Here is a 16,119-nt window from a genome sequence, read left to right as displayed (position 1 = left end):
GAAGGCACCAACATGACAACCTCTCCACTCTTTGACAACTTAATCCATCGCATCAATATCGGCGACAGCCTCACCCGAAGCGCTTATCGCTATCCCAATGCCTTAGCAATCGTCGATCGCAATCTACGACTTAATTACCAAGACTTCAACGCCTGGGTGAACCGCATGGCAAATGCACTGATGGCCAAGGGTTACCAAGGTGGTGACGCCCTGGCACTGGCATCTGCAAATAGCGTGGAGTTCTTAGTCACTTATTATGCATGTGCCAAGGTAGGAATCGTCTGCGTGCCAATCAACCTCGGGTGGCGGCCCGAAGAGGTTGCATATGTGCTCGATCACTCAGGTGCGCGGGGGATTGTTATAGAAACCCAGCTTATGAAAGCCATTGCTCCAGCGATTGCAACCTCGGCCAAGATCCAAGATCTTATCATTGCTCAAGGAACTCATGCCGCCCATAGCGATTCCATTTCAGGATTGACAGGAATAGACTTTGTGGCTTTTTCAGCCGACACAAACCCAAGCGAGCCCGAAGCACTCATAGCCGACCGCGACGCTCTCACATATCTATACACAAGCGGGACAACCTCTTTTCCCAAAGGTGTGATCGGAAACCATGCCGCCATCTACTTAGAGTCGATGACGATGGCCTTAGAAGGACGCTTCGCAGCCGATGACCGTTTCGTGGCCATGATGCCGATGTTTCATACCGCACAGCTCAATTGTCACTGCACCCCAGCGATAATGGTGGGCGCCACGATCTACATCGAGAGAGGATTTGATGCAAAGGGGCTTCTCGATCTTATCGAAACTGACCATATCACTCAGATCTTTGGCCTTCCGATGATGTATCGAGCGATGCTTGACCAAGCCGATATCGCCACCCGCGATCTCTCCAGCTTACGCCGCGCCCTCTACGCCATGGCTCCAATGCCCGAGGCACAACTGAAAAAGTGTATCGAAGTATTTGGCTGTGGCTTCTATCTACTCTTTGGACAGACGGAGATGAGCCCCACTACGACGATCTTTCGTCCCGAACACCAACTCACCCATAATGGCGCAGTGGGAACCCCAGTAGTTAACGTCTGGGTGAGAATCATGGACGAAGCCGGCAATTTCCTCCCCCAAGGCTCCCAAGGTGAGATCGTCTATCGAGGGCCTCATACCATGACTGGATACCTACACAACACAGAGGCTACCGACGCAGCTTTTAAAGGCGGCTGGTTCCACTCCGGCGATGTCGGCCACTTTGATAGCGATGGAATCTTATGGTTTGCTGACCGCAACAAGGACGTGATAAAGACTGGAGGTGAAAACGTCGCCTCGATAGAGGTGGAAAAAGCTATCTATGCTGCCGATCCTAACATCGCTGAAGCCGTTGTAGTAGGTCTCAGCCACCAGCGCTGGAGCGAAGCGGTAACGGCAGTGGTAGTGCCCCTTCCAGGGACCACTATCGACAAAGACGCCGTGATTGCCAAGGTCAAGACGATCATCGATCCCTACAAAGCGCCTAAAGCGATAATCGTGGTTGATGCATTACCTAAGACCTCGACCGGCAAGATCCAAAAGAACCTCGTCCGCCAAGAGTTCAGCCACTTCTATAATCCACCCCAAGATTAAATACCCAAGGAGAAAACCATGACTGTCCCCGGCGAGACTCCCTTGCGTACCAGGGATCCCGCGCGCAAGGAAAAGATCCTCGAAGCTGCTGCAGAACTGGTCTCAGCCAGCGGCTTTCACGCAGTATCAATGGCCGATATCGGTCTTGAGGCAGGCATCACCGGTTCAGGTATTTACCGCCACTTTGAGAGCAAGTCGGCGATCCTAGTGGCTCTCTTCGATCGCTTTATCGACCGCCTCCTTCGAGACGAGCAACGCACTCTTGAGGAAGCTTCTGACATCAAAGTCGCCCTCGCAGGTCTCATAGAAGGGCAGGTCGAATTCGTAGTGCGAGACCGCGCAATCGCGCAGGTCTATCACAACGAAATTCGTAGCCTTCCTGACGACGATCAAATAAGGCTACGCCGAAAACAGCGATTATATGTTGAAGAATGGGTGCACCTGCTCCGTGAAGTGCGAAGTGAGCTTGATGATGCCACCGCTCGTACACTGACGCACGCTGCTATCGCTGCTATCCAGTCGCCCTTATTTCACAACGTCGGGCTACCGAAAGATCGTCTAAAAGAAACACTGACAACCGCAGCGATGGCCGTCCTTGACCTTACCTAGCCTTCGTAGCTATGGAAAAGTCTGCTGTGTTGTTCTCTGGATAATTCGCCTGGCAGTAGCAAATATTCATGCTCCACGACATCTTTCTCGACGCCTCTGGGTCAATTTTCAATTCTTGCAGAGTCACAAATCTCCGATTCAAAAGTCGCTGAATCTAATTGTTGAAACACCATGGAAATCGTATTGATAAATCAATCCAAAATGAATGAAGTGGAGGCAAAAAGGGCACTAGTTCAGCGTCTCTAGCGGGTCTTGATAATAAAACATCAAAGCGTACAACTTTGACTCTCTGAACAGGGTCTCAAGCTCAGCCTTAAAGCCCAACCACTTTCGAGTCGGCCCGTCTACCTTCGATATTTTAAGAATCCGATGATTCCGCCTATAACCAACACGGCTGCGACGATAAGCCAAATCCACGGATTCCATTCTTGAATGCGCCGGGCTAGATGTCGAAGTGGCTTTGCACACCATTTCTGGTCCCTGACGATTTAGCCACGCAATATATACAAGCACACCACCCGCCCCGCTTAAAGCTCCAAAGGCAGCACCACCTCGACCAGCCGGCCAGATAGCCAGGGCGATAGTTCCAATAGCTGCACCAAAAAGGGCCACGGTCGCAAAGATGGTAAAGGTGCAACCAAGGCGCCGAGCGCAAGCACACCGACTACTACCCATCCCACAAAGGAAACCGCGCGCGACTTTTCGTATGACGTAAACGCCAAAGTCACTATATACCCAAGTGGACAGGGCTCGGTGTATTGCGATTCTCTTTTGCCGGGAGGGTGCAAGAACTCCAACCGAGATTGTGAAAGTAGCTAACCAAAGGGTAGCTGTTCGTGGGTCAGCGAGATGAGAAAAGTAGCTAACACATCACTAAAATCTCAAATCATGCACCATCTAGCCCTGAGCCAGATAACGCCTAAGCCCACAAAGCTATCCTCTCCGGCTAACTCCACGGATCTGCCCAGCCTATCCATATCAGTTCACATTTCGGTTCCGAACTGTCGGCGGTAATTGCCATCGTCAACTGGGTTCCCTAGTCGCGATGTAGTCGCGGGCCGCACGTTATGGGCCGTATTGAAAGTGTAAAAGAGCAAGCTCACCACCTCGCTGGTAGGAAGTACCGCAGCGGTCCTAGTTATTACAACCCCTAACCAGTAGGGTACAATTCGCCAAAAGGCTCGACTTCAAAATACTGTGCGCTGGTTAGGGATCATCATCGATAAATGAGCAGCCGGCGCAGTCAATCAACTCGGCTCAAATGCCCTTTGGGTAATCTTTTACCTGGCCCTACAGCTTCAATTTAGACCTCCTTGTATGCGAACTTGTTTTTCCAACGTCAAAGATCCTAAAAACCCGAGAGATTCTAAAAATTCTAAAGATATAATGCAACAATCTGTAGAAACCAAAATTCGCCGGCACTTAAAATTCCCGTCAAACTACCACATCAAATGGCCATCCGACCTCCTCTTTGAACCCATCAAACTAGCAAAGCGGCCCTGTGCACAAGTGCCCAGTTTCCCTGCTTTGCGAACTCTTTTTAGTCCGAGATAACGCTCCTTATTAAAGTTGGAATGAAAGCTACAAGACACCAGTCCGGTATGAAAGAAAAACAAACACCCAAGAAACACTTGCGCCAATAGGTTTGCTAGATAGAGTTATTCCAGGCTCCAATCTTGAGTCTTACCCCTACCAAACACATCCAAACAAAGGCATCACGGCCCTGAATCCCAAAGGATCGGTCTCCGATCTTTAGATGAAATTTAATTAATTCCTGTTTCTAAAAAGGACAAATAAACATGAAACATAGCCCTTAGGTTGAATCACCGCTTACACAACCTACTGACTGTGAAATGGGGACCTTTGATTGACTCAAAAAGCATCTCAAATCTACTTTAACGAGCTCCCTATCATTCGATAAACATAGAAAGACAACGACTTGGAGAGACACTATTACGCACAGATAGAGCGCCATAACCAACTATCGCCCGGTCGTGAATTTAGCATTTAAGATACAGTCACCTCTGTTTGAGGTTCGATTATCTTCTAGCGCTGACCGCTACGGCGATTTGAGAGATTGTAGAGACGACGGCGATAAGTTGAGCAAATGCAATGACACCGACAATACCTAGAATCTCAAGAAAAATGGGTAACGCTAAGTAGACGTGCTCAGGGGTTGCTGGTGATAGAGGTGCTTCGGAAAGATATAGACCGATGGCAGCTCCTACGACGCCAAGTTGACATATCGCCGACCAAGTGAACACGAACATAAGATCACTGAAATGGGAAAATGAACCATTTGTTAGCCCACTTGACGCCCAATCTTCCCTTGCTTTCTCAGATGGAACAGTGAGAGCCACAACTGCTCCGGTTAGGCAAGCTCCGAAGGATATGGAGGCGAAAATTAATGCGGTTGCGGCAAGATTGGAGGTTATGTCTCGCATGTCAGCCATGTGTGGAATTTCCATCGCAGCCGAACCCCCTACGATTATCGCGATGATAAACGCGGGAAACGATATCAATCTATGGCGTCTTTGCCATACTTGACAAGACCAAAAATTGTTTTGATTGCTCGTCCGTTTATTTATACTTCTCATAAAGCGCGTTTCAGAATATCTCAGGATGAATCGCTATCTAGCAACGGGCTCAAAGCTAACTAAAAAATGTTTGACTTCCCGGACGAGATTACTTCGTCGCTCCTCTCGGCTGGAATCTTCCTCAATAGATATTGCCTTGCGCTCATGATAGCTATTTGAAGATAAAGTACTTTCACGGCCGTCGACCGCCTTAAAGCCAACGACTCTCGCACTCTTAAGTGGCCCAATCTTATTGAGTAAGAGCTGCTTGATATCGTAGACGATTCCTCTATCCATTGATAACCACCTACCACGGGGTGCCGACATCTTTATTTCCACGGAATGAGCGTTCGAAAGCTCGGCCAAGTCGGTTATCTCATTGGCATTATCAGTCCAATTAAAGTTCGGGCGTGACATCATTAACGACACTGCCCGAATTCGAACATAGCGCTGTAGTTCCTGGTAGAAAGATTCCGAAATAACCGGATTGAGGTCAATAATAAGGTCGGGATCAAATCCACTTACCCTACCCAAAGTCTGGAGAAAAGAACTAATTTGGAGAGAATCAAGACCATTACGATGTTTTTCAATGGCAACAAACCTACTGTCTGGATCAACAAAAAGAGATGATTCTTTTATGAGGGATCTAAAGGGCGATTGGAGATCTGCTCGATCGAGCAGAATCTCCTGGTGGAATCGTAACTCCCAGATATTGTCCCTTGGGTAGATGTCGCCACTAACGGCTAAGGTTTCGTTAGGATTACCGTCGAAAAAATATTGAAATGAGGAAGAATTTAGCCCAAGGCCCCTTATTAGCGCGGAATAGTCAATAACGTCACCGCTGTGATTCCGTCCATGGATAGAGTAAGCGTAAAGAACGTGATCATCAATCGGCATTCCGGAACCTCCTACGACAATTCCTTGAATGAAAAGGTAACACAACTAAGACATTGCCTAAAATGCAAAGAGAACTACCAAACACTATTTATATCAGGTCATGTTGCTCTATTTCCATAAAGGTTCATATTTAATTGATCTCTTCCCCAAGTTTTTACAGACCGGCCACTCTAAACAATTAGCTCTATTGACATATACACGGATCAACTAACCCTCTCATAGGCAAGCTTTAGCTCAATCGGACCGCATGAAAGCATTACCGAGCCAAGCGTTGATTTTGCCGCGTAAAGACCTTAGCTTCTAACAATGGCCGATCGAGTTTTATTGTTTCGACCCTCGACCCCTTTTTCGGCGACAGTTTTTTTCAAGATATAGGGTTCAATTCCAACCATAACTTCCTCTTTGTGTGTTCGAATTGTCTTTGACAATGAGACAAAGCTAGCTATTTCTGATCGTGGAGTATGAGCACTCTATTACTAGTAGTACATCCCAGCGATCCAAGAACTCGAGCTATATCATCCATTGATAGTGCGTTGGCGAATATCCCTTTTGGGGACTTCTTCATCTCGTAGGACTTTAGGAGTATTGCAGCGGTTCACTTTACATGAAGAAAGAGTCTCATTTTGGCGTTATCTTAAGTCTCATAGGATTTTTCTAGCAATGCCACGTCGCCTGGCAACAAGCTAGCGCGGTCAGAGCCTTGATTCGTATCAACAAAGCAGTCGCTGAACCCACTTAGGGCATCCTGTTAGCGCGATGGGCGTCTTTATGCAAAGCTTGATGGAAGAAGCACGATGGAAGAAGCGCTCACTTCGGGTCTGGCTAAATTGCTTAGGTCAAAGAGAACTACTTTACGACCGCTGCAGATCGAAACAAATAACTCGCCACGTCGTAGTCCCGATAGCTATTCCGCAGATTCGGTGTGACGTCGTAGTTCGATCTTACACGCGGCGACTTTCGGGAGATGAATCTCGAAATCGGTCAGCTCAAGGCCCTGTAATTTGGATAGGATTCCTTCTATAATTCCTAAATGCAGCCCACATACTGTCTTGCCGGCGAGATTGACCGCTGATTCAAGTGGGCACTTATTGAGGACGACGGCAGCAAAATCTCGATTATTTACGAGAGTTACCGAAAACTCCCACCCAATCATCGCCTCATGGATTACCCGAACAGGGTCGGAATACTTCGGCGCTAATTCGGTCGCAAGTCGGACGCCTTCCTTTCTCCCGATAGTCCTAACGGAACTTTGTGTAGTCATGGCTTCAATTAGAAGTAATGACAGACGCTCGTACGCCTTCGTCGGGCCCCTTTTGGCTTCCGCCGACGCTTCGTATAGCAGGCGAGGTCTGCCACGCCCCTTGGGCGGTTCACGATATTCGTCGATGAGTCCCGATCGACGGAGAATCTCAAGGTGATGGCGAATTCCGGTGTGGTTGAGTCGGGTGAATTCGGTCAGTTCGGAAACTGAGACAGGTTCGGCCGATTTAAGCAGGTGCTCGAAGATCCGATACCGGGTCGGGTCTCCTAGGGCCACCGCCCTACTCCGCAACTCATCACCGGGCCCGAAGACCGGTGAAAGTGCCAATTTTCCCCCGGGAAGCTCAGAAACAGTATCTGCCATTTGTTACTCCACCTAGCGTGCACACCATATTAAACCCACCCCACCAAGACAACTTAGTCCGGAACCATAGCTGTTTTTGAAGCCGTGCGGGATCAACACTGATCCTCTTGATCTCGAGATTGTTGACCAGGCGAAATGGTGATCTTCACTATCCATTCTTCGGGGCCACCTTTTAGATAATCCCAATCGAAAACCTTGTCATACTCCGCCTTGAGCTGGTAGTAGAGCGGCTTGGGATCGTGGTCGTTTACGAGGACAAACTCATCGCCATCCGCCAAGGCTTCAAAGCGGGAAATTACCTCTGCATGTCTATCGATCGGAGCGAGGGGTCGTAAGTCGACCGGTTGCGAGTCCGCTTCATGGCCGTCGGGCCTCTTGAGGTCCATGCCTCCTCGATCAACGTCGGAATGATCAAGACGAGATATTGAGTGCATCGTAGCCTCCATCGCTTTGGCCTGCTTTGCAAATTCGCCGCTTCGATAGAGCTCAACCCATGCCCGAGACAGAAGGGTCGCCGCTAATCGTGGCTCGCCAGACTTGGCTAAGGCCTTGGAAAGGTCAATGACAACACCACTCAACGAAGGGACCAAGAGATCAAGGTTTGGGTCACCATTAGCCAAGCTTTGTAATCTCCATCGTGAATGTCCTATCGTCAACCCGGGCGATTGTGCACCTATAGCTGTTGGGCCAAAGAGCGTCGATCTGATAGAAGAGTGGTTTGGGGTTGTGGTCGTTTAATACCGTAATTGCGTCACCGCTCTTTATGGATTGTATCTTCGAAAAGACGACGTCGTGGCGGGCTCTTGGTGGCAGTGGCCGCAGATCGATCGTTGAGATAACTGGAGTGCTCTTTGACTTGACGAACTCCCGCTGGATCTCAGAGAGTACCTGGGAAACCTCGTCATCTGCGACCGAAGATAGAACCTGCGGCAAGATAAAGAGGTTCTCTTTCTGGGCATGTATCGAAAATACCTCGCTGATCACCAGCGCGACAGCTGCCTGTTCCGATCCAGAAAGGGTCTCGAACTCATCGATCTTTGCCCGTAGGTAGCGGTGTTCGAAAAGCATCGTCTCAACCACATCCGCCAGGCCAACTTTTTGCGCTCGAAGGTAGACGCTGGTCTCTTCTGCTTGTGCGTGGGGAAGGATATCGCTTCTCAAATAACTGGAGAAGTCATTCGCCAACAGCGAGTGGGCCTCGGGCGATGCACCTTTTGCCATGGAATTCGCTAATGCTGAGAGCCTCTGTGCCATCTCGGCGTGGTGAGCTTCGATAGCGCTCAGCACTCGTTGTGCTTCGGTCGGCTTGTTCCCCAATGCCACTGGAATATATGCACCATTGGACTCTAAATTCTCAACATGGTCGCTCACTTCGTCTCCTTTTTATTATACTCTGCAATAGAAATATAATAGGCTTCGGCATAAGTGAGGTAACACAATCGTGAATGGCGTTCCAATTGATTCTCCGGGTCCGGCTAGCAACTACTCGCATTCAAACCTTGGCATGCCTAAGAGCGTCCCACCACCACGGCTGCCCCTTGGTTTCTTTTCTATTGCCGCACTTGCGCTTTTCACAGATGGAATCCTCGGGATCTTTCTCGGCTCAAGGGTAGTTGACAATCCAATGGGTCACTTGGCAATAGGAATGACCCACATGTTCATGCTGGGCGTGGCGTCGATGGCGGTCCTTGGTGCGATGCACCAGTTCATCCCGGTCATTTCGGGACAGAAGCTCAGACACCCCCAACTCTCCTACTGGGGCGGCGGACTCTTCGCAGCGGGTTCGATCGGTCTTGCAACCAGCTTCCTCCTCGAGATAAACCCAATGGTCGTCGCCTCAGGCATACTTGCGGTGATTGGTGTCGTTTTGCTCGTGATCAACCTCTCCAAACCACTTATGGTAAGAGGGAAGGGAATCTCGATTACCGGCGCCCGGATATCTTCGATAATGCTCGTCGCTGTGGCCTGCTTTGGCATCACCTACGCAGTGGACCGCAATGCTCACGAGAGCTTTTTCGCTTTGTCTCCGAATTTGGTCATCGCGCATGCCCATATCGGCATTCTGGGCTGGCTAGGCATAAGCTACGTTGCCGTATCTGAAAAGCTCTGGCCGATGTTTATGCTCTCTCATCGAAAGTCAAACAGATCGAGCCAGATAGCGATTTGGGGGCTTGCAATTGGAGTGACCATCTTCGTGATTGGAATGCTCGCATCGAGTACTTTGATCGCAACAGCCGCGGGGGTAATTATCGTAATTGCCCTTTGTTCACACCTGTATACCCTGGCGAGAGTAGTATCCGGGAGACGGCGCAAGTTGGAGCTACTTCAGGGATACGTCGTCGTCTCGGCGATATTCCTAGTTGGAGCCATCGGCTTCGCTATCGCTTCCGTTCTGTCTAAGGCGGGCTCACAGTTGCGGACGCAACTTGCAGCTGCTGAGATAGTATCCCTCGGCGCATGGATCGCACTTGCGGTTATCGGTCACGCTCACAAGGTCGTACCATTTATCACCTGGGGGATTCTGCGTGCTTCGGGGGTAAAGTTCACCCGCAATAACAAACCCTTGGTCTTCTCCGACCTGCTAAATCCATCGGTGGCCAGGGCCAGCTTTGTCATAGTGACATCGGGTTTCACATTTATCATCGTCGGCTTGGCGACTATGACTGGGGTGTTATTCTCCATCGGGTCTGCGGCGCTAGCCCTGGCCGCTATATCGGTATCATTGAACCTAGCGATTAGGCCGTCTCGAATGCTCTCACACTTCGGTGATGCGAGTCAATCAGAAGCCGGTTGACGTCGAAGATCCATCAGCGTCAACCTCGAGTTATTCTTATCGGCGAAGGCCAAGTGCCTTGGCGCTTACCGGGTCGATCATCTCTACACCCCATGGAGGACTCCACACCAACTTGACTTCTACTTCAGTACTACAGCAACGCTCTAGTACCTCCTGAACTTGGATCGGCATCGATTCGGAGACCGGGCAGCCCAGTGTTGTCAAGGTCATGTCGCACTCGAGCCGGTCTTCTACGAACTCCATCCTGTAGATCAAACCCAATGCAACAATATCTAACGCTAATTCTGGATCGATAACCCCTCGAAGCGCCGACCATGCCAGATCAAGGATCTCTTTTTTAGCCGTTTCCTCCACCATTCTCTACCCCACATTTCCAGTTTGAGTGCCCAAAACTGTTTCTTTGTATCTTCCCAATTTCATCATTGCGTACTACTAGTCCCGATGAAAAGTGACGGAGAAGTGTTCCGGAGAGAATTCCGTAACTTGATAGGTGAAACCCTGTCCGGAAAGTACACCTTCTAAGGGGACAGGTTCAAACGGCGCGATTACCACGAGGTCCTGACCTTCTTCTAAGGCGGCGACGCCCTGCATAATCGCGTCGAACGGTTCCTGCCCTCCAGCCAGCATTGCCCTGACGTCGAGTACCAAATCGGCCTTTCCACATCCATTGTCAGTCACCACTTTCTCTCCTTCCAATTGATCACCAGTAGTCTCGGCTACTATTTATTCTATTCTAAGCTAGATATAATAGTGGCCGGGCGACCAGGGCCGAGGCAAAGTCCTTAAATATCCATCAAAGCTGCCCCGGCTTAACCAGACTGGCACTCGCACTCCCGTGTCGGAATCTTAGGGATGCATCAAGGCCCACTATCACTCAGGCATGCTCTTACTATGCGCTTGATCACAACAGATGGGCGGGTGCAATTCGACGAGATGTTGCAACGTGCACACTGGCTTGGCGACTCCATCCAACCATAATGCAACCGAAATTGCGGTCGTGGCGCAGGATGCAGATATCTCGTAGCGGTGTAAGGCTAAAACCGCATCCATGTTTGCTCAAACTCCCCAACCGCCGTATACCGCGGTAATATTTACTCGATTCTCTCTGAAGACACCGAAGGCGATGTGAAAACTGCAAAGGAAATGGAGCACCTAGCCCATCCTTAGCAGAATTCCTGAAAAATCGCCCCAATTGGCCCCTTTTTAGGTGATTTTGGAGGATTTTGGGCTGAGGTGATTTACAGATACCCTGGTAGATGGGTATTCGGTGTTTATGGGTCGAGTATGTAGTGTCCTAAGTTTTGAATAGTTTTGATTATGACTTCCATTACCCTTGACATAGTGCTATTGTCTTGTTGTGTTTATCCGTGAAACTCCAACAGTTAACAAAAAGACCGGCCTGAGCTAGTCGGGTAGGCACGGCTCGCCTATGAGTCGTGCCTACCCGACCCCTCTCAACTTTTACCTTGAGAAGTTGTTCATTTGCCAATTACAACTAGATCTGCTGTTTACTCCATCTCTTTGGCTTACATCCTCATTACAAGGACTTCGTAGCTACTACGGGATGGTCCGCCCCCAATCCATAGGCATTTGGTACTTTCCCTCTTGTTGATCTGCAACTTGTAGGTTTTTCCTCATCTTTGGGCTTAGCCCATGTGGGCTTAGCCAAGAACGTCTAGGACTGGGTTCTCATGTTCCACATAAACGCCTGATGTTAAGCTCACGCCACCTACACGCCGGATGCCCCCATATAGCCAAGGGGAGCACTAATTGGGTTAGTCTCCAAGTTGTCCCGAGAGTTTGCCATGCCTCGGTTTCGACATCGTCCATATCAATTTCGAGACACTTGCCGTAGTTGATGAAGATGGTTCGTTTTCACTCGTCTTCTTAACTCATACCTGAAAGAGTCATTGCTCTAACTTTTTTAGTACCGCTTTGGACAACGCTCTTTAGCTAATGCCCCGTGCCATAATCGATATAATGGTTTGAAATCTCCTCCCAAAAGGCGATCCCGGAGGGCGTATGTCCATCATCTATGTAGCATTGCAGTGTGATCGTTATCAGCTTGTAGGTGATTTACAACCTCTTTCATTCATGACGCACGCAGAAAGATGGCTGGCCTTTGCCTTGGCCTTTGGCGAAGATCCGAGAGTTGCATCGTTCGATATGTGCAATCTGGGATTTAGATCATTTATTGGCGCCTCTAAATAAAACCGGATCAGTACTGGCATGATATCTAATCCAAATTAATAAGAATACAATCAAGAAAATGCTTATCTTTATAGTTTTTAACTATATTTTTTTGCGAATCGACTCTTTTGTAAAAGTCACATAACTTCATAATCTGTCCTAGAATTAAATAATAAAGACCGGAGGTTGCCAATTGAAGGACACGATTGTCTTTGTAAAAAACTCATATCGCAATGTTGATCACACCTCCCGACGATATTTTGGGGGTCTAACTCCATCAGAACGAAATGCCATCGCCATAGCAAGGGATCTAAGTGGCACTTCCGGCGGTAAAACCATCGCGATAACCCTAGGTGAAGCGCATGACCAAGATGCACTTTTAGAGGCGCTTAGCCTAGGAGTCGATCGAGCGATCCTAGTCATTGGTGACCCATCCCAAGGTGCAGCCTTTGTGTATAAGGATCAATTGGCATCGCTAATCAGATCAATAGCTCCAATGGCTCTCTTATTTGGAGACTATTCAGCAGATACTGGAAGTGGCCTCTTTGGCGCAATTGTAGCTGGAAACTTATCCATAGGGTACCTCTTTGGTGTCGAAGGGGTAAAACAGACCAAAGGCAAGTTCACGATTGAGCACTTTGATGGAAGCTCACATCTCCTCTCGGAGATCACACAGCTACCAATCGCACTTGGATGCGCCCCAACAAATATTGAAATACGCGGAGATCTGATCACTTTGATCGAGGCTAAAGCAGCTCAAATTGAAACTGTGGGCTTACAAGATTCAAATGGCCTACCTGCTACCTGGTATCTAGATGACCAAGGGCGAAGTGCGCCAACCACTATCACACAAAGCCCAATTGGAGATCGTGCGATAATGCGCATTAGATCCCTAATGGGAGGGGCGATAGATGCTAGACGACGTGAACTAATTGAAGTTAATCCCGACTCAGCCGCAGAGATAGTCCTAGAGGCAGTCTCGCGCCACAAGGAGTCAAATTGAGGGTTCTGGCTCAGATGACCCACCCCGAGGTTGCAGCCGTTGCCGAGAGGTCAGTGATCATTCTTTCGGTGGGATCCACCGAACAACACGGCCCGCATCTACCGCTATTTACCGACTCAATTATGACCATCGCGCTGGCCGAGGCACTCGCAACACGTCGAGCCGAGAGCACTCTTTTGGCACCTAGCGTCAACTTCGGCTCCAGCGGCGAACACTCCTCCTTTGCAGGCACCTTATCAATTGGCCAAAATGCCCTCGAACTCGTCCTTTTAGAATTAGGTAGAAGCGTCGATCACTTTGCTGGAATCATCTTTGTCACCGCTCATGGGGGTAACGTAGAGGCAATGGCAAAAGCGGTCCAAAAACTTAGAAGCGAAGGCAGGTTCGCAACCGCCTGGTGGCCCACCCTTGAGATTCTTCAAAAAGCAGCCTATCGATGGAGCGGACCAGGTGGCGCCCAGGGGATGGAGGCTCCAGATCTTCATGCTGGAAGAACAGAAACTTCCGCAATGTTAGCGTTGGTTCCTGAATTAGTACAGATGAGCCTGGCTAGGCCCGGTAGTGTCGCTGAGCCTTCAGAGATCATGGAAGTCATGCGCAACCTAGGGGTATCTGCGGTCTCAAAGAACGGTGTTTTAGGCGACCCAACCGGCTCAAGCGCCACTGAAGGTGCAGCCATTTTAGGAGCTTTCAGTGATGCACTGATCGAGACCTACGATCGGTTTTATAAGTCTATCCCACCTAAAGCGATCAATTGGCCTACCCTATGAGTGATCTAACGACAGATCAAGGTTGCCTAGTTGTACTAGGTGGAGCACGAGGCATCGGAGCCGAGGTCGCGAAGATCGCCGCATCATCAGGACGTAGATGTGCAGTAGTCGACTTTAGTGAAGTGACGATGCGCTTTGGATATCAAATGGGAGATATCAAAAGCGCTACCTATGGTGATCTTGAGGAAAAGATCAGCAGATATGGTGCGGATGCAACCAATGGTGCTGATTTAGCCCGTATCGCAACCCAAATACAAGATGATATGGGACCCATCGATCAACTTGCCATTACCGCAGGTGCAATTCTTGGTGGAAAGTCGCTGGTTGAGACCTCAACACAAGAACTTCTATCGATGATCGATGCTAACTTAGTGGTGCTACACAACGCCATCACCTCCTTCATACCTCTCATGAAAGAGACAAAAGAGCGCAGCTCAAGCGCATCAATTGTGGCGGTTGTGTCGGTTGCAGCTTCAAAGGCACTCGGTGGAATTGGTGCCTACTGCGCTGCTAAGGGCGCAATGGTTGCATACCTACGAACCCTTGCTCTAGAGCTGGCACCCGATCAAATCAATGTCAATTGGGTCTGTCCGGGATCAACCAGGGGTGCAATGTTGGATCAATCGGCTGTCCTTTATGGCCTTAGCGACGTAGAAGAGTTTTCAATACACCATGCCCTGGGTCGACTAATCAATCCAAAAGAGATAGCAGAAGCTATCTCTTTTCTATTGTCACCGGCTGCCTCTGCCATCACCGGAGCTGAAATCTTTGTCGATGCTGGAATGCACCTTTGACAACACGGCTCCCATCCAGCCCCAATCAGGATAATTCGGCTTTTGTAACCCCGCTCAAGGTCGCAATCTCTCCCAAAAGATTTAGCGGAACAAGCGATATCCGAAGTGGCGCTAAAGAACTTTCCTTGTCGTCTTCATGGGTCACAATCAATGAAGCTCATTTAAATTCATATAGCGATCGACTTCTGCAATATGCAATCGACTACGACAAAGAGTTAGACCCTAGATTTTGGATTCTGAGCGACCCAATCGCCAGCTTTGCATTTGTAATAGTCGTTGATTATCTCAACTTTGGCTCTGGGTACTTCGAGGATCTTCAAAAAAATTCAACTGGATCTGGCTATCTCACCTTCGCACAGGGCCTTACCTCATATTTCGTGGAGCACTACCCTTTCAAACCATCTCACCTAACCAACATCACTTCGGACCAAATGACCGAGATCCTCCAACAAAGAGATCCTTCACCTCAAGTATCAATTTTGATAGATCTCCTGGTAAAAGCTGTAAACGAACTGGGTATGTACTTAGAAGGTAATTTCGCCGACAGCTTTGTCGAATTCGCAAAGTACCTAAACCGCGATGTTGATGACTGCCTCAAGACTCTAATTGAGTTACCAGCCTTGGCTGATTACTATGAGATCAATGAGATAGCTTTTTACCCCCTCAAAAAGGCACAGATAATCCTCTCGGATCTCGATATGATTTGGCGCTTCCACCACAAAAATCTAGATGTCGCTCAAATACCTTTTTGCATTTCAGGGATCCACAAGCTTACTGCATTTGCTGATAATTCACTTCCACATGTCCTTCGGGTTGAAAAAGTCCTAGAATATGACCCCGCTTTAGAGAGTCACATTCAACTAGGGGGGCGCCTCGAATATAGCTCATGGGCGGAGGTAGAGATTCGTGCAGCAACTATTCAAAGTGTGGAGATGATTCACGCAAAGCTCCTGGGTGATGGAATTACTCTTTATCCCAATCAAATTGACGCCGCAATTTGGACCTCAAAACATGATCCGTTGTTATCGGGCAAATACAGACTGTCACTATCACATAAGTGCAAAAGTATCTTCTATTGAATCGGCTTCTACTGAATCGACTTCTGTTTTACCCAAGTGGCCCTTCGAAGGGACTTTGGCAAAACTCCATGAGATCTGAATCGATCATGATCCATTGATACTGAGAAAATACCCATGAAGCCCTTTTCTTGAACCTCACCCATAAAATCCCCGTCAAGCTCACCTT

General features: G+C 48.8%; 15 protein-coding genes. 8 read left to right on the top strand and 7 right to left on the bottom strand.

Features of this window, described 5'->3' with window-relative positions:
- Positions 1-12: 12 nt before the first annotated feature.
- Both AXFE_RS12090 and AXFE_RS12085 read left to right on the top strand, forming a co-directional pair.
- A complete protein-coding gene (locus AXFE_RS12090; protein ID WP_052606218.1) occupies positions 13-1,617 on the top strand; it encodes an AMP-binding protein in 1,605 nt (534 codons plus the stop codon).
- Between the two features lie 18 nt (positions 1,618-1,635).
- Positions 1,636-2,226: a TetR/AcrR family transcriptional regulator gene (locus AXFE_RS12085; protein WP_052606217.1), complete on the top strand. Its 591-nt coding sequence runs from the start codon at positions 1,636-1,638 to the stop codon at positions 2,224-2,226.
- Between the two features lie 2,039 nt (positions 2,227-4,265).
- Here AXFE_RS12085 and AXFE_RS12075 read toward each other — a convergent pair.
- From AXFE_RS12075 to AXFE_RS12055, 5 genes are all read right to left on the bottom strand, one after another.
- Positions 4,266-4,694, bottom strand: coding sequence for a hypothetical protein (locus AXFE_RS12075; protein ID WP_152626065.1), 429 nt, complete (start codon positions 4,692-4,694; stop codon positions 4,266-4,268).
- A 162-nt stretch (positions 4,695-4,856) separates the two neighbouring features.
- A complete protein-coding gene (locus AXFE_RS12070) occupies positions 4,857-5,699 on the bottom strand; it encodes a hypothetical protein (RefSeq protein WP_052606214.1) in 843 nt (280 codons plus the stop codon).
- A 904-nt stretch (positions 5,700-6,603) separates the two neighbouring features.
- Positions 6,604-7,323: a helix-turn-helix transcriptional regulator gene (locus AXFE_RS12065; protein ID WP_052606213.1), complete on the bottom strand. Its 720-nt coding sequence runs from the start codon at positions 7,321-7,323 to the stop codon at positions 6,604-6,606.
- Positions 7,324-7,415: 92 nt separating this feature from the next.
- On the bottom strand, positions 7,416-7,943 hold the full coding sequence (locus AXFE_RS20815) for a DUF2249 domain-containing protein (RefSeq protein ID WP_235347807.1): 528 nt from the start codon (positions 7,941-7,943) through the stop codon (positions 7,416-7,418).
- Positions 7,936-8,694, bottom strand: coding sequence for a DUF2249 domain-containing protein (locus AXFE_RS12055; RefSeq protein ID WP_052606212.1), 759 nt, complete (start codon positions 8,692-8,694; stop codon positions 7,936-7,938). Before AXFE_RS12055 ends, AXFE_RS20815 begins: the two co-directional genes overlap by 8 nt.
- A gap of 70 nt (positions 8,695-8,764) precedes the next feature.
- Between AXFE_RS12055 and AXFE_RS12050 the strand changes: the two genes are divergently transcribed.
- Positions 8,765-10,117, top strand: coding sequence for a hypothetical protein (locus AXFE_RS12050; RefSeq protein ID WP_052606211.1), 1,353 nt, complete (start codon positions 8,765-8,767; stop codon positions 10,115-10,117).
- A gap of 36 nt (positions 10,118-10,153) precedes the next feature.
- Here AXFE_RS12050 and AXFE_RS12045 read toward each other — a convergent pair whose 3' ends face one another.
- Together AXFE_RS12045 and AXFE_RS12040 are read right to left on the bottom strand one after the other, a co-directional pair.
- The gene (locus AXFE_RS12045; protein WP_052606210.1) at positions 10,154-10,474 is read right to left on the bottom strand and encodes a metal-sulfur cluster assembly factor; all 321 of its coding nucleotides are present in this window, start codon (positions 10,472-10,474) and stop codon (positions 10,154-10,156) included.
- Positions 10,475-10,549: 75 nt separating this feature from the next.
- A complete protein-coding gene (locus tag AXFE_RS12040) occupies positions 10,550-10,798 on the bottom strand; it encodes a DUF2249 domain-containing protein (RefSeq protein ID WP_052606209.1) in 249 nt (82 codons plus the stop codon).
- A 1,341-nt stretch (positions 10,799-12,139) separates the two neighbouring features.
- Here AXFE_RS12040 and AXFE_RS20060 point away from each other — a divergent pair.
- The 5 genes from AXFE_RS20060 (at position 12,140) to AXFE_RS12015 (ending at position 15,953) form a co-directional block, all read left to right on the top strand.
- The gene (locus tag AXFE_RS20060; protein WP_052606208.1) at positions 12,140-12,328 is read left to right on the top strand and encodes a hypothetical protein; all 189 of its coding nucleotides are present in this window, start codon (positions 12,140-12,142) and stop codon (positions 12,326-12,328) included.
- Positions 12,329-12,500: 172 nt separating this feature from the next.
- Complete coding sequence (locus AXFE_RS12030; RefSeq protein WP_052606207.1) at positions 12,501-13,310, top strand: adenine nucleotide alpha hydrolase family protein; 810 nt, start codon at positions 12,501-12,503, stop codon at positions 13,308-13,310.
- Positions 13,307-14,080 (top strand): mycofactocin biosynthesis peptidyl-dipeptidase MftE, encoded by a 774-nt coding sequence (gene mftE, locus AXFE_RS12025; protein WP_200891276.1) that lies wholly within the window; start codon positions 13,307-13,309, stop codon positions 14,078-14,080. The genes AXFE_RS12030 and mftE overlap by 4 nt, the downstream gene beginning before the upstream one ends.
- A complete protein-coding gene (locus AXFE_RS12020; RefSeq protein WP_052606206.1) occupies positions 14,077-14,874 on the top strand; it encodes an SDR family oxidoreductase in 798 nt (265 codons plus the stop codon). Before mftE ends, AXFE_RS12020 begins: the two co-directional genes overlap by 4 nt.
- The gene (locus AXFE_RS12015) at positions 14,871-15,953 is read left to right on the top strand and encodes a queuosine salvage family protein (RefSeq protein ID WP_052606205.1); all 1,083 of its coding nucleotides are present in this window, start codon (positions 14,871-14,873) and stop codon (positions 15,951-15,953) included. Before AXFE_RS12020 ends, AXFE_RS12015 begins: the two co-directional genes overlap by 4 nt.
- Positions 15,954-16,119: the final 166 nt, after the last annotated feature.

Origin of the sequence: Acidithrix ferrooxidans (assembly GCF_000949295.1) — a bacterium.
GTDB lineage: Bacteria > Actinomycetota > Acidimicrobiia > Acidimicrobiales > Acidimicrobiaceae > Acidithrix > Acidithrix ferrooxidans.
Note: the sequence above shows the minus strand (reverse complement) of the source record. Positions and strands in the feature narration are given on the sequence as shown.

Bases quoted from the DNA above. Each gene is read 5' to 3' on its own strand.
- AXFE_RS12090 (WP_052606218.1), top strand. From the start codon at position 13: ATGACAACCTCTCCACTCTTTGACAACTTAATCCATCGCATCAATATC.
- AXFE_RS12085 (WP_052606217.1), top strand. From the start codon at position 1,636: ATGACTGTCCCCGGCGAGACTCCCTTGCGTACCAGGGATCCCGCGCGC.
- AXFE_RS12075 (WP_152626065.1), bottom strand. From the start codon at position 4,694: ATGGAAATTCCACACATGGCTGACATGCGAGACATAACCTCCAATCTT.
- AXFE_RS12070 (WP_052606214.1), bottom strand. From the start codon at position 5,699: ATGCCGATTGATGATCACGTTCTTTACGCTTACTCTATCCATGGACGG.
- AXFE_RS12065 (WP_052606213.1), bottom strand. From the start codon at position 7,323: ATGGCAGATACTGTTTCTGAGCTTCCCGGGGGAAAATTGGCACTTTCA.
- AXFE_RS12045 (WP_052606210.1), bottom strand. From the start codon at position 10,474: ATGGTGGAGGAAACGGCTAAAAAAGAGATCCTTGATCTGGCATGGTCG.
- AXFE_RS20060 (WP_052606208.1), top strand. From the start codon at position 12,140: ATGTCCATCATCTATGTAGCATTGCAGTGTGATCGTTATCAGCTTGTA.
- AXFE_RS12020 (WP_052606206.1), top strand. From the start codon at position 14,077: ATGAGTGATCTAACGACAGATCAAGGTTGCCTAGTTGTACTAGGTGGA.